General features: G+C 43.5%; 12 protein-coding genes. 5 read left to right on the plus strand and 7 right to left on the minus strand.

What is annotated here, in order from left to right; all coding sequences use genetic code 11:
* Positions 1–100: 100 nt before the first annotated feature.
* Entirely contained in the window at positions 101–424 is a 324-nt protein-coding gene (locus QT984_RS02170) for a TMEM14 family protein (protein ID WP_190735279.1), read from the plus strand.
* A 327-nt stretch (positions 425–751) separates the two neighbouring features.
* Here QT984_RS02170 and QT984_RS02175 read toward each other — a convergent pair whose 3' ends face one another.
* Positions 752–1,777, minus strand: coding sequence for a hypothetical protein (locus tag QT984_RS02175; protein ID WP_333052613.1), 1,026 nt, complete (start codon positions 1,775–1,777; stop codon positions 752–754).
* Between the two features lie 77 nt (positions 1,778–1,854).
* On the opposite strand from QT984_RS02175, the gene QT984_RS02180 reads away from it, so the two are divergent.
* Positions 1,855–3,267 (plus strand): hypothetical protein, encoded by a 1,413-nt coding sequence (locus QT984_RS02180; RefSeq protein ID WP_333052610.1) that lies wholly within the window; start codon positions 1,855–1,857, stop codon positions 3,265–3,267.
* Positions 3,268–3,628: 361 nt separating this feature from the next.
* Here the strand turns inward: QT984_RS02180 and QT984_RS02185 are convergent, their stop codons facing one another.
* The 3 genes from QT984_RS02185 to QT984_RS02195 form a co-directional block, all read right to left on the minus strand.
* Positions 3,629–6,133 carry a protein kinase domain-containing protein gene (locus QT984_RS02185; protein WP_333373026.1) on the minus strand — a complete coding sequence of 835 codons (2,505 nt, stop codon included), beginning with the start codon at positions 6,131–6,133 and terminating at the stop codon, positions 3,629–3,631.
* Complete coding sequence (locus QT984_RS02190) at positions 6,127–6,573, minus strand: hypothetical protein (protein WP_333052606.1); 447 nt, start codon at positions 6,571–6,573, stop codon at positions 6,127–6,129. Before QT984_RS02190 ends, QT984_RS02185 begins: the two co-directional genes overlap by 7 nt.
* A gap of 615 nt (positions 6,574–7,188) precedes the next feature.
* Positions 7,189–8,463, minus strand: coding sequence for a transposase (locus QT984_RS02195; RefSeq protein WP_333052604.1), 1,275 nt, complete (start codon positions 8,461–8,463; stop codon positions 7,189–7,191).
* Between the two features lie 124 nt (positions 8,464–8,587).
* Between QT984_RS02195 and QT984_RS02200 the strand changes: the two genes are divergently transcribed.
* The gene (locus QT984_RS02200) at positions 8,588–8,824 is read left to right on the plus strand and encodes a glycosyltransferase (RefSeq protein ID WP_333208404.1); all 237 of its coding nucleotides are present in this window, start codon (positions 8,588–8,590) and stop codon (positions 8,822–8,824) included.
* 617 nt (positions 8,825–9,441) lie between these two features.
* On the opposite strand, the gene QT984_RS02205 is transcribed toward QT984_RS02200, so the two are convergent.
* Positions 9,442–11,709, minus strand: coding sequence for an FdhF/YdeP family oxidoreductase (locus tag QT984_RS02205; protein ID WP_333052598.1), 2,268 nt, complete (start codon positions 11,707–11,709; stop codon positions 9,442–9,444).
* 227 nt (positions 11,710–11,936) lie between these two features.
* On the opposite strand from QT984_RS02205, the gene QT984_RS02210 reads away from it, so the two are divergent.
* Positions 11,937–12,149, plus strand: a complete 213-nt coding sequence (locus QT984_RS02210; protein ID WP_333052595.1) for a hypothetical protein — start codon at positions 11,937–11,939, stop codon at positions 12,147–12,149.
* Positions 12,136–12,408 (plus strand): type II toxin-antitoxin system RelE/ParE family toxin, encoded by a 273-nt coding sequence (locus tag QT984_RS02215; RefSeq protein WP_333052593.1) that lies wholly within the window; start codon positions 12,136–12,138, stop codon positions 12,406–12,408. Before QT984_RS02210 ends, QT984_RS02215 begins: the two co-directional genes overlap by 14 nt.
* A 71-nt stretch (positions 12,409–12,479) precedes the next feature.
* Here the strand turns inward: QT984_RS02215 and QT984_RS02220 are convergent, their stop codons facing one another.
* Both QT984_RS02220 and QT984_RS02225 read right to left on the minus strand, forming a co-directional pair.
* Positions 12,480–17,666 carry an nSTAND1 domain-containing NTPase gene (locus QT984_RS02220; protein ID WP_333208405.1) on the minus strand — a complete coding sequence of 1,729 codons (5,187 nt, stop codon included), beginning with the start codon at positions 17,664–17,666 and terminating at the stop codon, positions 12,480–12,482.
* A gap of 663 nt (positions 17,667–18,329) precedes the next feature.
* Entirely contained in the window at positions 18,330–18,689 is a 360-nt protein-coding gene (locus QT984_RS02225; protein WP_333052588.1) for a hypothetical protein, read from the minus strand.
* Positions 18,690–19,220 lie beyond the last annotated feature (531 nt).

Below are 19,220 nucleotides of genomic sequence, written 5' to 3' on the forward strand. Positions count from 1 at the left end.
TCCTGACTGGCTTTAATAAATTTTCTAACAATTCGTGACACTAATTGCAGGCCGCGCTGTATAAATTTAGATGCAAACAGTGAAATCGGGAGGATTAAAAATGAATTTAGGTACAGCAGCGGCGATCGGCTACGGCATTTTAACACTGGTTGGCGGCATCATGGGTTATATCAAGGCCAAAAGCCAAGCCTCGCTCATTTCGGGCTTGATTAGCGGTTCGCTGCTAATTTTTGCCGGCACCGCCCAGCTTATGGGACAAAGTTGGGGTTTAACATTAGCAGCAGCCATCTCCGCTGTTTTAGTAATAGTCTTTATTGTGCGCCTTGTTAAAACTCAAAAATTCATGCCGGCCGGAATGCTAATTTTAGCTAGCTTAGCGTCTTTGGGCGCGATCGTTTACGAAATCAGCGGTCAATATCAATAATCATTCGATTTTAGATTTTAGATTTTAGATTTTAGATTTTAGATTAACTCCCCAGCCTTGAGTGGGAAGTTGAACTAAAGTCTAATTTTTTTATTTCCCTGACTTAATTCCGGGGCTTGTATCTATTTTTAGCAGGACTTACGCAAAAAGTGGTTTGACGCGCTAATTATAGCGCTAAGGTGCGGTGTGCATGGAGCCGTAAATAATTAATTAGCTTCTGTGTAAGTCCTGTTTGGGTGAATTCAACAGTTAGGGGTCAGTAATTAGTAGTTAAAACACTAATTACTAACTCCTAATTACAAATTGCCAATTACTAATAACTAACCACTAATGACTAATGACTGCATCAATATACTGCTGAATTTCCCTGAGTTGCTGCCGCTGGCCTTCAATCCAATCTTTTTCCGCCGCTCGCTGTTGGGGCGTTTCTTTCTGATACCGCGCCTGCTTCTCTAAAAAATTATTGTAGAATTTAATCGCTTTTTCAACTGTTTCAATTCCCAGTTTCAGACGCTCCTCAAAAATTGCTAAAATCACATTTTCTAGGATTAAGCCAATCACTTTACAGCACTCTTCAAAATCGATCGAACTGATTCCCATCTTGCTTTTATGAACCAGAGTTTCTACAGGTTCTTTCAGCGTTTCTTTAAAACTCTTCATATAAGAATCCGGCAAATATTTCAGAGGCTCCGTAAACTTCGATACAATCTCCCCGCCTATTGATTGTAGTCGCTCTCTAAATTTAGACTGACTGTTTAGGTCAAAGCATTCAATACAAAGTTCAATTTTTTCTATATCAATAGATTGTAATTCTTTAAAAATTAAATTTAATTCATTTTCCATAATTAAAATCACTCGCTCTGCCTGGGAATCAACTTCATTCCGCAACTCTTTGTGCAAATTATCTTTTTCAAAAAAACCAATAGTATCTCTTTGAAAGACTTGAGAGTTTTTATCCCACAAAAACCAATGATTTTTTAACTTGGTTGCCTTGTCGCTCCAAGATTTGCGAACTTTAGCAACAGCATCATATTTGCCCTGTTTTCCTAAAGTGCGAATTCTCACATCGCATCCGCTTAGTTCGCCAATTTGCTCCCAGACATCAACAGGAGATGCTCCCGCAATTCTCGGCTTGCTATTCCAGACATCCTCAGCCTGAGATACATCTTTGAAACATACCTGAAGTAGCTCTTTGAGCCTGATGGCAGATTGCTTAATTTCGTCAATACAAGGTTCCACATCTAAATTGAGTTGGGTAGCTGACTGTTTAATCTCCACGGATTGATATTCGTCTGCCAACAATCGATCGCTAAACAGGTTAATAGCCTGGAATGCCTTGAGATACTCATTCATTTCCTTTCATCTCTCGTTTCCATAAACAGCATACAATACAAAACATCTGCCTTTTTGAATGGAAACTGAGCCACAACATGGATTATATATTCACCCCTGCAACTCAGGCGCGACTCAATAGTGGCAACCTTGTACAGCCTGCTACCAAAACAGGAAAATTGCTCCCCGCAGCTAGAGATCCGGTGACAGGGGAGTTTGTGGAGCTCGCAAAAATTTTTTATCAATCAAGAAGTGAAACTCTTTCCTCGCGGGGAGTTATAGGATTGCTCGCACAGTTAGCCGGAGGTGGCCCCATACAGCCGCTGGTAGCTCCCCTGTACGTCACTGTGGCGCCGTTGCAGGTTGCTCAAACTCATCAGGGGTTTCAAAAAATATACAGAATGCTTAACTGTCTGAAAATTAATTTGGCAGTGATGCAAGCGACTGCTGCTGTCATTGGTATTGGCGCTGTATCGAACACAGTTTTGTCAGCAGTAAACCTCAACCAAGTATTAAAAATCCGAGAAGAGGCAAAGCACCAGAAGCTAAAAATTAAAGACGGATTTATCGATCTCAGACACATCCTCAAAGATAGGGGAGTAGAAGTGATCCAGCAGATTTTTAAGGTGGCTCACGACTCAAGTTTTGAAATGCACCGCCAGAAACTGGTTAACGGTTATGAGATTTTTTCTAAAGCTATCAAACGCTGTCAGTCAGCCCTGACAGTGCCAGATATTAAACTTCGGAATTCCGAAATTAATAGCGGGCGGGATATGCTGTTTGAGGCTTTAAAAATTTATGATAATCCTAGTTTGTTGGAGGGGCTGTCTTCTGCAGGAAAGCTCAGGCAAATGGAATGTGTTTGGGCGATCGAGCAGGCGATCGGGGTCACGTTTCACTTGCAGCGGGCCTACGATATGGTGAGCGATCGCCTCCGGGAACTGCAATCAAAAATTCGTCAAAATCTTCTAACTGTTGTTAAAGGATGTCAATCCGAACCCGAACTAGATTTTTTATTTCCCGAAGTTACTAGGATTCTCGGTCATGATTTAAGTGTAATAGAATTTTGGCACAATGAGGTTGATTGGATGGAAACTTTGTCTCCAAAAGAGCAGCACCAGTTAGCTAGTTTAGATAAACTCAGCGGCGAGAGTTTAAAAAGCAGCGTGTACACTACATTCACGGTATTAGCTGCGGAACCTTCACTTTATGAAAGTTTAAAGCAAAAGTCTCACTTTCTATCCTTGCGCGACCAGCTAACCTTCGCTGTGTCGCCGGAAATCCGCCGGAGATCCGAAGTTTATGTCAGCCAGCAGGCGATCGCTACTGGCTATCAAGGTTTAGCTGCCTCGAATTGGCAAGAAATATCCGATTTAACTGTCGCTAACCTCTACCACTTTTTTCAAATCCGAGAGAACTCAACTGAAAATTCTCCAACTGAGGACGAATTAGAAACGCCTTATTGGCACTTTCCCCAAACCTTCAAAAATGAGCTGAATTATACCAATTAAATGACCAATGACTAATGATATCATTTACGATCGAGCGATTAAAAGGGCGGGTTTTTGAGATTGTCAATTATTGGCATATATTTTGGGTGAACCCGCCCCTACCGTATTATATTATGTCCGGTCAATTAACCCTGATTCCTGTAGGGGCGGGTTCACCAAGATATTGAATAGAAACGGGAAAATCTGTAAACCCGCCCCGGCGTTTAATCACGGTCAATGGCTCGGACATGATATTAGGGGTAATCGACCGGAATTGATAGTACACCAGTTCCTCAAAAGGATGCAACTGTAGGGAAATTCCCAACCATTATGCAGTAAGTCATTCCCATCTAAAATCTAAAATCTAAAATCTAAAATCGTATTACCTCAACCACAACTTAATAGTATTGTCTTTAGAACCGCTAGCAATAGTTTTGCCATCGGGACTAAAAGTTACCACATAAACCTCATCGGAATGTCCCGTCAAAGTATTCAGCAATTCTCCAGTAGCAAAATCCCAAACTTTAATAGTTTTATCCTTGCTCCCGCTGGCAATAAACTTCCCGTCCGGGCTGATAGCAACCGAGACAATATCGTCAGAATGTCCCTTGATAGAGCGAATTAAATCTCCTGTTTCGATATTCCAAATTTTAATACTTTCATCGTAGGAACCGCTAACAATTGTCTTGCCGTCCGGGCTAACAGCAACCGACCTCACCGCGTCGCCATGTCCCTCAATTGTTTTGAGCAACGCCCCTGTTGCGACATCCACAACTGTAATTTTTTTATCCTTAGAAGCGCTAACCAAACTTTTTCCATCTGGAGTGAAAGCAACAGAATAAACAAAATCTGTATGGTCTGGAAAACTCTGAATCAAACGGCCAGTTGTTGCATCCGAAATCTTTGTGGTTTTGTCTCCGCTACCGCTAGCGACAAGCTGTCCGTCGGGGCTAAGAGCGACAGACCAAACAGAAGCAGTGTGGTCGAGACTGCGAATCACTTGCCCTGTTTTCAAATCCCACAACATGACTCGCCAAAAACCGGTTCCCGTCGCCAGTTTCGTACCGTTTGAGTCAAAAGCAACCGACCAAATAGTGGAGGAATCTCCTGGAAAAGTGCGAATCGACTTGCCTGTAGCTAAATCCCAAATTTGGATGGTTTTGTCTTTAGAACCGCTGGCTAACATTAAGCCGTCGGGACTGAAAGCAACAGACCCAACTGCATCGGAATGCTGAGCGAAATTTTTGACTGTGGCGTTCTTCCAACGCAGACCTGCTTGGCACTGTTCTTGTAACTCCTGAGCGGACGAATAGGTGCTGGAAGTGTCGGCAATTGTTGGTATTTGGCTGATGCAGCCTTCATAATTGCTGGCTGTATAAAGAGCTTCAATTTGATTGAGCTGTTGGGATTCTTTCTGGGCTAGCTGCTGCCATTCTTGCCATTTGAGATATCCGTAAATTCCGCCGATCGCAGCTAAGATAGCCGCAATTGTTGCCCCGGCAAGATCAGGGTTGAATTTGCGAGTTTCTTTGGGGACAAGTGCTGCTGGGCTGGAGTTCGACAAATCGGTTTTTCCGTTCAGATTTACCTGCGGGGATACCGCCGGACTTGCCTGCAATTCGACGAGGTGAGGGGCGCTACTCGCTGGTGGCAGATTGGGGTTGCGATGTCCCTCCAAAACTGTGGATATCGCCTTGTACAATTTAGCAAATAAAGATTTAGGAATGACTAATTCTTCGATTTTCGCGGCATCTTCGTCGGTAAGCCCTAAAACTTGCTGCAAGCGTTTTAATTCGTCGCGAGTTTCCAGAGAAAAGGGATATTCTTGCTGCATTGCTTCTTGCAGTGATTGTTCGTAGCGTTCGCCTTTTTCCCTGTATTTCCGGTAAGGGTTCAATACCTCATCTTCGATCGCCTCTGCTTCTTCTGGCAGCAATTCCAAACTGACGCGCAGTTCATCTAATATTCTTCGACCGACGACTGTAATATCACCCCGGCTGCTGCTGCGCCGATCGACTTCTTCGCGATATATTGTTAGCTTGGGAATCCGCGCCCGCGAGCGATCGCCAATTTTCCTCAAATCGGCTAAAGCTTCCGCCGCCGACTGGTACCTCTCCCGAAAATCGTAGCGCACCATATTGTCCAAAACATCAGCCAGCGCTTGGGAACACGTGGCTAAATGCCGCCAAACAATTTCGCCTTTATTAGAATTTTTCAAATCCCGCAGTTTCGGCAAATCGTAAGCCGGCAAACCCGTCATTGCTTGGATGCCAATCATTCCCAAAGCGTAGATATCGCTGTTGAGTTGCGGGTTGTATTGAAATTGTTCGATCGGCATATATTCCAAAGTGCCAATCCGCACAGTTACCGGCGCTTGTCTTTGAGCGATGTGAATTTCTTTCACCGAGCCAAAGTCAATCAAAACTAACTTGTTATCTGAATAGCGGCGGATTAAATTTGCCGGTTTAATATCTCGGTGAATTACGCCCTGTCCGTGTACAAATACTAAAATTTCTAACAGTTCCTTCAGCAAAGGAATCATTTTTTCTTCAGTTAGAGGCTTGCCCGGTACAATCTCGGTTGATAGCGAGTGACCGGCAACGAAGGATTCTACTAAGAAAAATTCTTCATTTTCTTCAAAATAAGCGAATAGCTGAGGAATTTGGTCGTGTTGACCGAGTTTTTCTAGAACTTCTGCTTCTTTTTGAAAAAGACGGCGCGTAGTATTAATTAATTTCGGTTCGGTAGTACCGGGACGCAGGTGCTTGACAAAGCACTGCGGTTCTCCGGGACGGCGAATATCTTTGGCCAGATAGGTTTGCCCAAATTCTCCTGTTTCTATGACTTCAATGATTTGATAGCGTCCATCTAAAAGTTGGCTCACCATGATAATAACGCAGCCTTTTTTTGGTTGATTTTCGCAAGAAACAGTGGCAATGTTGAGTCAGTTGTATAGCCTTTTTCAGGTAAATTAGGTGTTCCTGGGCATTGGCAAAACAGGGCATTGGGCATTGGCAAAACAGGGCATTGGCAAAACAGGACATTGGGCATTGGCAAAACAGGGCATTGGGTATTCGGAATAGTTGTTTCTTTCCTTCTTCTTTCTTTCCTTCTTTTTTCTTTCCTTCTTCCTTCTTCCCTCTTCCTTCTTCCCTCTTCCTTCTTTCCTTCTGACTTCTGACTTCTGACTTCTGACTGAGATATTGCACCATTCTCAATTACTTGTTTAGGAACAGGCAAGATGCCTGTTCCACGAGAAAAATCATTCTTTGTGGAACGGGCATCTTGCCCGTTCTTGACAATGGTGCAACATCTCAGTTCTGACATACTTTATTTTTTCAACATCTGCAAAGCTTGATATCCCAAAAAGAAAAAACCCAAAGCGCCGAGTACCGCTATCGTGTTCGCAAACACATCGACTGTAAAAAATTCGCCCATTGCAATATCCTCTGAAAACTGATATCTATCCTCGGCTTTTCGGTCGCTGTCTGGGTGAGGGGTCTTGCCCCTCGGTGCGGGCGAGCCGAAAGATGCTCACAAATTATAGCAAAAGAGGCGGTCAATCGATTGCGCGATTTTAGATTTTAGATTTTAGATTGAAGCATTGACTTGCGCGAGATGAATCCGGGGGCTTGTATCCTGGATGGTTTCGGTCAAAATAACTTTTCGGGCGATCGACTAGCTTTTTGTTTTAATATTTTTTAATATTTAGGGAGACAAATCGTGTACTGAAATTTTGAGGTCAGTTCGCTTTGATATTGTTAACCCTGCTAATTTTTTCTCTGATTGTAAGTAGAGCTTACACTAAGAATTTGCGCCGATCGGTCAAAAATGCGCCTCAAACCGACAGAAGTTCCGCGAGGCCCTCACCGGAACCCGCCGCGTAGTTTCCTAAAGTTTCGGTAATCGTACCAGCATAGCTGGTAAAAGTATAGTAATCTATTACATGACATGGGAGGCATCGTGCCCCTCCCCTTTCGCTTTTACTTTGAGCGGATTAACCCGCCTGGGCTGAACTACGCAGCTCCCTATCCCATTGCTCAACGCTTTTGGGAGTGCTTTTCGCATGATATTGTAAGACCCATTAACATCAGCATTAATTAACAAACCCTCTGCCGTTTTGTACAAACCTCTGTGGATGCGTTTGCCAGTAAATTCCACGCTGTTGGCATCGCTATCGCCGTAAACAGGAATCGGATCTAAAGAAAGGAAGTTGGAGGCTGAAGTATAGGATTCTTCCTGTATTATTACTTCAATCCCAGCCAAAACAGCTTTGTATTCCAACATCTGAATTAATCGAGCGTGCGGAATGCTGACCAAGTTTTGATTGTTCTGCTTGCCTAAGTTAATGCAGTTTTTCCACTGCACATTTTTCCCAATTACTAATGTCCCAATCTGACGCTCGCTCAAAATATCGATAATCAGCCTGCTAGTATGGTGTAAGTAGTTATCGACTTTTTGATTGCGACAGCGAGTGAGGCGCACAATTCTTGATGAGGTTTTAAGATTGCCTTTCAATTGAGATTGTAATTGGGATTTGCGCTTGTTGTAGAACTGATTGATGGATTTTAGCGGTCGCCCGTTAATCAGTAGGGGGATAAAGCCTGGTTGATTTGATGTTAGCGCTACTAAGTTATTCAGTCCGAGATCGATACTGGCTACCGATGCAGAGTTCTCTCGATATCGGGCGGGCTCCTGTTCATGGTAAATTACCTCGATTACGTAACAATTGCATTTGGGAACTACTCTTACTTGACAAATTCGATCGGGCTTGACAGTTGTTTGAATCGATATTTCTGTCCCTGAAAGTTTGATAATTCCTTTTTTTAATTGTTTGCTGCTAATTGCTTGCACTGTATAAACGAGAATATTTCGCCCCTTAACTTTATCTTTGTACTTCGGTATTTTTGGGCGTCCTGTAAATTTTGTCGGTTCTTTGTTGTAAGCTTTGAGAGCCTCGAAAAAAGCTTGCCAGTTTTTGTCCAATATCATCAAAATTTGTTGGCTGACTTTGGCAGGTAGTGCCTGATATGCTGGATGGGATTTCATCAAATTAGCCATCTGATTGTAAGTGAGATATCCCCAGCCGTAGAGGAAGTTTTGGCGAAGGACGTAGTTAGCAGCGTTGTAGAGATTTTTGGATTGCCACGAAGCGTTATCGAGTTCGGCAAAACGGTGTTCTGTATGCTTAATAATGTGCCTTTCTGCTAGTTGCATGGTTGAGTCTGGGTTCCTTAATTTTGCTTTCCACGACTCGCCATGCGGTTGTGTAGAGTGATGCCTATTGCCTTGGCCTAGTCAGGTAGTATCATTTGGTCTTCCTGACCACAGGATACTACTTTTGTCCACTAATGCTTATAAACTTAATGAAGTTTTACAATACAACGAGGCAGAGAATATTCGGGATTGCGCGATCGCCATGAGGGAGAGTACACCGCTGTCTGTGGACAACTTAGAGGTTTTAATTGTAGACGATCGATCGACAGACGACACCAAGGCGATCGGGGAAACCCTGCAACAGCATCTCAACGACCCCCGGCTTAAAATATTAGCAGGTCAATCGATTGCGCGATTTTAGATTTTAGATTTTAGATTAAAAAATTGACTTGCGCGAGATAAATGCTCTTTCTTGAGGATTTTCGATTTTAGATTTTGGATCAATTCCACGGATAAATCACGTGGCGGATACCACATGAAGAAATTCGCTTGTCAGCCGCGACCAACCAACCAATTACCTGGTTAACTATTTGTTTATCCGTAATCGTAATTTGGCAGCATTACACTTTGCGCCCCTTGGGTGCCGAGATTTCTGAATGTCCGACGAAATACTGGTGGTTTGGAGGTTTCGGAGGTGCGTTAGGAATGAGAATTAAATAACTTCCACAATAACAATTAAAATTGTAAGTTATTTAATTCGCGATCCTTAGTGGCCGCAATTGCGATCGGTTCTGCGATTCAAACTGAAACCGGTTGGGGGTGGACTTGGCGCGGTAGAACTTTGCAAATTAAGAGTTAATTAAGACTTGCATATGGGCAGGCAAGATGCCCAACCCATACTCCCCACAAAAAATTAACTCCTTGTGGAACAGGCATCTTGCCTGTTCTTAAAAATCATCTAAAATGTGAGTTATAGAAGACAGAAGGCAGAGCTAATCATAACATCCGTTACATCCGTTACAGAATCCTTTGCCGAACTTAGGCGTATACAAAAGCAGGTACGCGCTTGTAAGCAGGCGTGCCCGATCGCCTTTCAATCTCCGGGTGAAAAATCACATTAACTTCAGGATAAAACATCAAAGCAGCACCCTCACGAACCGCCCCGTAAATCACCTCGACATTTTCCATTTTCCCCACATTTCCCTGCACCGTAACCCGTTGATGTTCATGCAAACCCGTGCTTTCTGCATCCGCGCGATTCATCAAAATGCAGTTGCGGTGCGGCATTCCCCGGTACTTGTCATCAATTTTGTAAACCACAGTATTATGCTGAGAATAGCTGCGTCCCGTCATTAAGGCTACAACAATACCCTGTGTTGATTCCGATAGTCCAAACTCTTTCGCTTCCGGTAATTTCAGCTTAGGTAAAGGCGTGACAAACATCTTCGCTTTCCCAGACTCTGTAGGAAATTTAGGTTCTGTAAAAATGCGGCCGCTGATGGTAAATTCCTCTTGTGTTTCATCAATTGTCGCTATTTTTTCATAGCCCGGAATAGTTTTAGCAATCAATTGGCGCACGTATTTTGTGTCTTGAAGTCGGCGCCAATCAACCGGAAAATCGCCGTGGATTCTGCTGGCTAATTCCGTCAAAAAATGCACTTCAGGAATCAAATCCGAATTCTGGAGATGAGTTTCGCCCTCATCATTTAAACGCACAAAGTTATTGCCAGATTCCACGGTTGTTTTGTGGGGGTTTTCAAAGCGATTCAGCACGGGGATCACAATTGTATTGTGCTTTGCCAATCCGTGAAAATGCCCTAAATTCGGTTTGGTTGCGAGGTAGATAACGGTTTCAACATTGGCTAAAGCGCGTTTTGCCTGAGTTAAATCTGGATTTGCCCCATACAAGTTGCCGCCCAGACAGATCAGGGTATCAACTTTGCCTGCTTCTGCTGCTTCAATGAGCGATCGAGTGTCGTAGCCCTTAACAGGACTCAGGGGACGATTCAATAACTTTTCTAAAGCTTGTTGAATTTCTTTTTTCAGCTTCACAGTGACGCCCATAGAGCCGAATCCTTGCACGTTTGAGTGTCCTCTCACGGGCATTAATCCCGCCCCTTCTTTGCCGACATTTCCTGTCATTAAGGCAGTATTAGCGATGCTGAAAACGTTATCTACACCGTTATCGTGTTGGGTAATTCCCATCGCCCAACCGAAGACAACTCGCTGGGACGTGCCAATAATTCTGGCTGCTGCCTCAATTTCTGCGCGGGAAACTCCGCAGGTTTCAGTAATAGTTTCCCAAGAAGTTTCGCGGGCGTGCTGGACTGCTGCTTCCCAGCCTTCTGTATGAGCTTGCAAATAGCTTTCGTCCAGCAATCCTTGTTCGATTATAGACTTTTGAATCCCTACAAATAGCGCCGTATCGCTGCCGGGAATTGGTTGCAAGTATAGGGAGGAAATATCGGAACCGGGGATGAGCGATTTGACAGGAAATGCGGGAGAACCAAACTTGACTAACCCGATTTCCATCACCGGATTGATGACAATTATTTTACCGCCTTTGTCGCGAATTTTAATCAATTCGTTCATCAAGCGGGGATGGTTGTAGGAAGAATTGCTGCCCGCGAGCACGACGCAATCTGCTTCCTTCAAGTTTTCTAGACTCACTACCGAGGTGCGGGTGGCAAACATTTCGCTTAAGCCGGTTGTCGAGGGAGCGTGGCAGAGATCGGAACAATCTGCTAAGTTATTGGAACCCATCGCCCGCATCATCAATTGCAGCAGAAAAGCCGCTTCGTTGGAAGAACGGCCGGAACTGTAAGAGGCCACTCGTTCGGGAGTTTTGCGAAACGCAGCTTCGGCAATTTGATAAACTTCTTGCCAAGAAATGCGATCGTAATGAGAGGAACCAGCCCGCAAAATCATCGGAAAACTCAGCCTTCCCAGCCTATCGGCTTCCATTGAAGTTAATTGCTGAAGTTGTGCAATACTCTGCTGTTCAAAAAATTGAGTTGAGATAGCCGGCTTGATTTCAGCGGAGATTGCTTCGACGCTTTTCATGCACCGCTGAAGTTTTTCGCCCTCTTCATTTGTAAAACCTCCTTTCTGTCCGCCCGTGCCCCAAGAACACGACAAACAAGCACTTTTGTGCAGCAAAGTTTTCCAAAGTTTCGGCCCTTCCGGGGACAATGTATGTTCTGCCCAATATTCTATTACGGGCAAACCGCCACCTATCTCTGGTGTTTCCTCGTTTGTCTCGTTGAATGGCGGGATTGGTTGGACATTTTGGGAGTTGACATCCATGTGGTTTACCTCGGGTTTTGATTGCTGGTTAATTCTGTGGGGAATTGCCAAAAAGCTTAAGCTTATCAGTCGAATTTTAGCGCAAGTTTACTGCGACCACAATTAGCCAGTAGATAGATTTGTTTAACCTATCGGTTGAGTAACTCGACAGGCAGACGCGATCGCCTCTTGACAAAAAAAATGTATCTATTATAATAATTCATATACTCAGATATAAACACTACAAAATGCTAGAACTACATAAAAGTTATGTAATCGACGAAAATCAGCAGCCGATTGCTGTTCAAATCCCCCTTGAACAATTTGAGAAAATCGAGGAGATTTTGGAAAACTATGGTCTGGCTAAACTTATAGAAGAAACTGAAGGTGATGAGAGATTATCAAAAGAACAAGCACTAAAGTATTATAACTCAATTAAACAAAATAATGTGGCAAGTTGAATATACAAATCGGTTCCTCAAAGAACTAGCTGGTTTACCTGCTGAAATTAGAAGTAGGATAGAACCTATAGTTTTTCAATTCTTAGAATCAGACAATCCCTTTGCATTAGGATATCTGGAAAAAATGAAAGGTTATCCAGATAAATATAAGATTCGTCTTGGTGACTACCGTATTGGACTCACAGTTGATGCACCGACAAAAACTTTAATTTGTCAGCGAGTAGCGCACCGCCGAGACATATACAGAATTTTTCCATAAAATTATGTAGATGAGAATTAGCAAAATATAATTATGTAGGGGGCGCAGCCCGCAACTTACCCCTGTCAATTTCACCGCTTCCCCTTATTTAACGCCTGTTTCCCAAACCCAAGACACAGCAGTCGATCGCCCTCAGCAACATTCGGGTCATTCTGCAAATAATCTCCTAACCACTCGCAACTGCGAGCAATAATATTATTCAGTTCCAAATTCTCCACAGGCAACAGAATTACATTCCTATCCCTACTAGCAAAACCCAGAGTTTTGCTATCAGAACTAAAAGTAACACTCAACACGCGATCGCTCGATTCCAAAGTCTTCGATAGCAGCGCCTTCTTGCCGTCAAAATCCCACAGCTTAACAGTATTTCCCCCACTCGCCGCCGCAATCAACTTGCCGTTGGGACTAAAACTCACGCTTTCTACAGTATCGCTGTGGTCGAGTTTTTCAGTTAAATTCGCCACCTTTCCATCAAACCCCCACAAGTAAACTTTTTTGTCAGCGCAAGCAGCAGCAATAGTCTTGCCGTCTGGACTAAAACTAACATTTTTAACGCTGTCTTGGTGGTCGAGAGTTTTCAGGATTTTCGCCGACGAACCGTTAAATTCCCATAGGTAAACTCTCTTTTCTCCGGTAATTTCAAAAGCCTTTTTCTTCCCGCTTGGCTTGTCCTCAGCAGCGGTAGCAGTAGCAATAGTTTTGCCGTCGGGACTGAAGCTAACGCTAATTACTGGATTGCTGTGATCGAGTTTTGCCAACAAAGTTGCTTTAGCACCGTTCCAGCGCCAGAGGTACAATTTGCGATCGGCACTTGCGGCAGCAATTATCTTTCCATCTGGACTAAAACTCACGCTTCTAACAATGCCGCTGTGGCTGAGAGTATTTAACAGTTTGCCGTTTAAACTCCAGACTTTCACGGTTTTGTCATCGCTCGCGGAAGCAACAGTTTTATCATCAGGCGAAATGCTAACCCAGGTAACAGAATCCTTGTGACTTTCTAAGGTTTTGAATAAACTGCCGTCAGCACGCCAAAGTCTCACTGTTTTGTCCCCGCTAGCAGAAGCAATTGTTTTGCCGTCAGCGCTAAAACTGACTTTGTAAACCCAGTCTTCGTGTCCTGATAAAATCTTATTCAGCGGAGTGCTGTCTGGTTTCCAAATTTTCACTATTTTGTCCTTACTTGCGGAAGCAATAGTGCCGTCGCCGCTGAAACTTACAGCCCTCACGTCGTCTTGATGTCCTCGAAAAGTGTTGAGCAAAGTGCCGCTGCGACTCCAAACTTTCACCGTATCGTCTGCACTGCCGGTGACAATTTTTTCGCCGTCGCGACTGAAAGTCGCGCTGACAACTTCATCGTTGTGTCCTTTGAGAGTTCTGATTTCCTCACCGTTTCGGTTCCAAATTTTGGCTGTGGTGTCGGCACTTGCTGAGACGAGTTCTCGACTGTTTGGACTGAACTTAATGCTGTAAACAATGTCAGAATGTTTGGTTAATGTTTTGGGATTAATTCTAAATTTCTGCGTTTTACTTTCTCGGTTCCAAAGTTTGACAGTTTTGTCAACACTTGCTGAGGCAATTGTTTGGCCGTCGGGACTGAAACTGACGCCGAGCACCCAGTCTTTGTGTCCGGTTAAGGTTTGCAGCAATTTTTTGTTCGCAAGGTTCCAGATTTTGACGGTGTTGTCGTGACTGGCGGAAGCTAGGGTTTTGCCGTCTGGACTGAAACTGACGCTGGTGACGATATCGCGGTGGCCGGATAAAATGCCAATCGCACTTTTGTCGTTATCTACTTGCCAAATTCTAATTGTGCGATCGGCACAACCAGTAGCGATCGTTTTCCCATCAGGACTAAAACTAACACTCGTCACGCTATCTGGGTGATTGAAAGTTTTTAATAACTTACCTTCTTTGCTCCACAATTTAACAGTTTGATCTGCACTTGCTGAAGCAACTGAATTGCCGTCGGGACTAACACTTACATCCAAAACAAACTTGCTGTGCTGCTCGAAACGGTTGCGTTCTTGCACCCCGGAAACTGCTTGTCTTAGTCTTTCAGCAATTTGATTTTTAGTGTCCACAGGCAGCGCCGTACTTTTCAGAGAATCACGACCAATTTTGATACTATTTCCCAACACTCCTAATTGATTTTTTTCATTAGAAAGCACCAAAGCTTCCGACGCCGAATTTAGGGCATCAGTCCGACTGGTTTCTGCTTCTTGCCGTGCGCTTTCTGCTAATTTTGCTTGCTCGAAAGCCATCCCCGAAACTCCTCCGAGTACAAGCACTCCTAGAACCGCCGCCTGCAATTGCCATCTCCGAGTGTGGTAAAGTTGAGCTTCTGCTTGGTACTGTTTGTCTCTAGCTTCCGACAGCAAAGCATCTTGCTCTCTGTCTTTGCGAATTTGTTCAATTTCATCTCGGTTAATTTGGTTTTGCTTTCGCAGTTCCTCAAATTCTGCCTTTTTATCTAATTCTTGCTGCTGGCGAATGAAGCTAACTAAATAATCGTGAACGAGCTGATAAAGCTCAGCAGGCAGTTCCATCCATCGAAAGACTAAACCAGACTTTACTAACAATTCTAAGACTAAATCTAATTTGTCAGCTTCAGCAAATGTCGCTAAACTTGAAGCTAATTCTGCGCGGGTTTTTAGGGGACGAATCTGTTCTTCATCTGTGAGCAAATACAAAACTCGGCGCGCCGCTACTTCATTCTCTGGGCCGCAATCTTTGATAACTTCTTCGAGAAACCTTTCGACTAATTTTTGTTGCGGATTGTTGCCAAGTTCCTGATATTGAGTTAAAGTTCTAATGTTCTCTTGTTGTAGTTGAGCGCCGACAAGTTGTAGTTCGATCGGGCGAACTTCTCCTAATTCTCCAGCTAAATCATTGACTAATTCTTCGATCAGCTCCGGTTCTAAGTAAAACTGCGCTCGCTCAGTTAAAGTGCGAATTACCGCTCGCGCATCGATCGGCGAAAAATTTCCCAAATAAAACAGAATATTTTTGCTGAGAATGTCATCTAAAATATCATTGTTAACGAATCCTGTCTGGTTTTTTGGTCGAGTAAATTCCAGCACATAGTGCAGGTAATCTTCCCGCAAACACAGGACGACTTTTAAATATTTGATTTTCAAGCATTCCCGCAAAAAATCAAAAAATATTTGTCTTTCCGCTGGCTCTTTCCATACAAAAAAGAATTCTTCAAATTGGTCAAATATCAGAACAGTAACTAAATGTTCTGAATTTCTTTGCAGCTCATTGATAATGTTTTCGTATTCGATCGCCTGTTGTTGTATGATAAATTCTACTGGCTGTGACTGCTCCCTTTGCTCCTCATTTTTCGCAGCCGAGCCACCGTGCAATCCCGAAATAAGATTTCCCTTGACTGCACCTGCTTCTACGGTCAAATCTACCGGAGCAGTTTCTGGTACTGCTTCGGAATTTTCCGAATCGAATATTTCAGCTTTTCCAGCAGATAACTGTCTGGTCAATTCCCGCGGCCAGTTGTTGTAAACTTGCAACACTACCGGCAAAACAGTCCGCATTTCTATTTTTTTTTGTTTGAGAGCTGGTACTAATCCTCCCGTGACTATTGAACTTTTGCCAACTCCAGACTGACCGTAAATTACTGTCAGTTTGTCGGGGGTATTGTTCATTCTATATATCAAGCGGTTGAGGTCTTCCTCTCTGCCGGAAGCTGTAATCTCGTCAGCAATAGTAGCAGCGCCGGCAAGAGTTTCGGCGACGGAATTAACCGCTTCTCTGTGCGGCTGCAACTTTCCGGCCCCAATAAAAGCTCGGAACCGATACGTGTGTTCCACCGCTCGATAATCTTGCTTAATTTGAAATGCTTCGAGATATTCTCCCCGCTGAAAATAGAGCGATCGCAGCATTTCTAAAACCCGCAAATACAGTTGCGGGTTGTAGCAAGGTTCGGTTTCCGAGCGAGCAAGTTCTAAATGCGCGATCGCCTCTTGCACCTCACCCAAATGACTCTGGGCCTCTGCTAAAATTAACAGATACAAGCCTAAATGCTGCGACTTTACAGGGGTTCCCTGTCCCGTCGCTTCTAAATTTGAGTTGAGAACGTCTAGAGCCACTAAAGCCCATTCTTTCGCCCCTTGCCAGTTCTTTTGCTCTAAGGCTACTCTAGCCAAAAAGCCGTAATCTTGAGCCAAATTAACTGCTGAATTTTCCATATTTTCATGTAACCTCCGAGCTTTTATGGCTAAATTCCAGAGTGCATCCCAATCTTCTAAATGCTGCAATACTTCCTCAAGTTGATTGATGAATATACTCACGGCATCCGGCCGCCCCACGCGTTCTAAAACATCTATACATTCCTGAAAATAATTCTTAGCTTCCGTCCAGTAAGGACGGTTGCCGCTGCGGTGTTTTTCTGCTTGGAAGCGGTAGCAAAGACCGATGTGGAATAGCAGAATTCCCTCTAACACCGGTGCAGGGTGAACGGTAAATAACAAATCGCTAAATTCTGTTTTTTGTCCAATAAATGCTACTTGATACTTCCAAAAACTGAGACTTTTTTGATATAATTCAATAGCCGCAGAGATGCGGTGACAAGCATATTCGTGCCTACCGCGAATAAATTGCAAACTTGCTTCAATAGCTGGTTCTAATCTGATATTGCAAGTTTGCAAGTCTTGGCTAGCCGACTCTAGTTCACTCAAAGAATTGGCTCCGAGAATGGCAGAATTAGTTAAACGCCAATTGCCACTTTCTAAAATGTTGGAAAAAATGCGATCGGCACTTTTGCCCAAAAAATCTACCAAGTCGTCCGGGCCCATCACAAATTCAACACTTGTCGTCCAAGTTTCGATATCTGTTACTAACCGAATCAGTTTTTTTAATATTTTGTCTGTCACCCACAGCACCACCGGGAAAGGAAAATTATTCCGAAATTCTTCCCTCACGTAGTTGGTAGAAGTCAGCAGGCGATCGATCGCACTTACCGATTCCAATCCAAACACCATTAAAGCTGCCGGATGGCTGCAGGAAATTTTGGTTTCTATCGTCGTGTAAAGAGTTTTAACAGATGGCGGGAGGACAATTTCTCGAATCTCGATCCCAGACTCTGCCCGCAATTGCCTTACAATTTCCTCTCTCATAGCGCTGTAATTGCACCGTACCAAAATGAGCGAAAATTGCCCGTGAGACATTCTCAAAGTCCGGGAGAGAGTTTGCAGCGAACTTTGGTTTTGCTGTGCTGCGGTTTCTTGCTGGTAGTGCGAATTAATCATAATTAATATTTGAAAAAAAATCTCAGGATAGATGCTGTAAACTGCCGAAAAAAATAAGTTCGGCAACGGATTATTTAACGGATGTAACGGATGTAACGGATGTAACGGATGTAACGGATGGAAAGAATAGACCGCAGGGGGGAACTGCAATTAAGAACGTCCTCACCTTTTGGGCGGTTGCTCTAACTAAGTTTACTTTTACCCGTTTTTACGTTTGCCAATCACAGCGAACAATCACATGATTAATTTTATTTCTGCCCTTTTTGGCGATTTCCTATCACTGGGAACTATCAATTAGTTAAGTTTATTTCAGCCTGCATACTTACAGCATATTCCATGTATATGTGGTACACACAAGAAGAGAGACGCGAGTAAGGTGCGGATACACCCGTCAATCTGCAATCTTTATCAAATATGAAGCAGATCCGCACCCTACGGACTAACTATCAATTAGTTAAGTTTTTTTCAGCCTGCATACTTATTATTTTAGCCGATCGCAATTAAAGCATACCCAAAAAAATACATACTCTGTTATTCGCATATTCCCAGCAAAATCAACCGGAGTTTACTGAAATCTTGATAATTGCTCAAATTCTACCCAGCAAATGAGTCTTTGTTTGCGGGAGTCCCAGCCATCGCCAAAATCGCACAAATCCGATTCAGTTATTCGCATATCGCTGAAATCCGGCATTCCTTGCTTGACTGACCCCTTGCAGCACTGAGATAAACTATCGGCGGCGGCTCATCAAATACAGCTTGAAGATTTTTTGTCATAAATTTACTAATCTCCATATCTAAAGTAGCTGTAAAATCAGGTTCATCCCAATCCTCGCTTTCTTCAATGCTGATGGTTGTTGGTGGCCCAATATCAAAATCTAGCTCATCGCCAAAATCCGAAACTTTCTTAATGGGCTCTATTTTTTGAGCGGTATCAGTCGCTAAAGCTTGAGTTGTATTGGCTATTAGTACGATCGGCAGTGCTACTATGGCACTTATTGTTTGTCGCGCCGTGATTTTCCTCATGGTATCCTCCTGATATAAACTAAACTTTGGTACTACTATACATTCAACATCTGCGGCTACTTTCCTTCGCTGTCAGTCGATTTTAGATTTTAGATTTTAGATTTACTCCACAGATGAATCTGAGAGCTTGAACTAGGGTGTAAAATTTTAGCCTGGGGGCCCAGAAACGGTTTTTTTTTACGAAATACTTTGTTACACACCGTAAATTAGGTAAAAAACCCGGTTTCTTTGTAGGAGTGCGTCCAGAACTGTAATTAATAGTGGCTTGTTTTTCCACAGGATATAACCTTATCTGTGACTTTTCGTGGCAAGTTTGCTTAACGGAGCATATCCGGTCAAGTGTTTGCTTTTCTATTTACTACGTGAAAACTCTTAAACAGTCAGGTTTTCCCGCTAAGTAATTCCCCGGTGTTTGCGAGTGTTTATCTCAGACTCAAAGCAAAGTGGGTGAGAAGTACGCGCGTGCGTAGCTATCCCGTAGGGAATCGCACACCAGTTTTGGCACACCAGTTTTGGCACACCCGTTTTCGC

The organism is Microcoleus sp. Z1_B2 (assembly GCF_036700325.1).
Lineage (GTDB): Bacteria > Cyanobacteriota > Cyanobacteriia > Cyanobacteriales > Microcoleaceae > Microcoleus.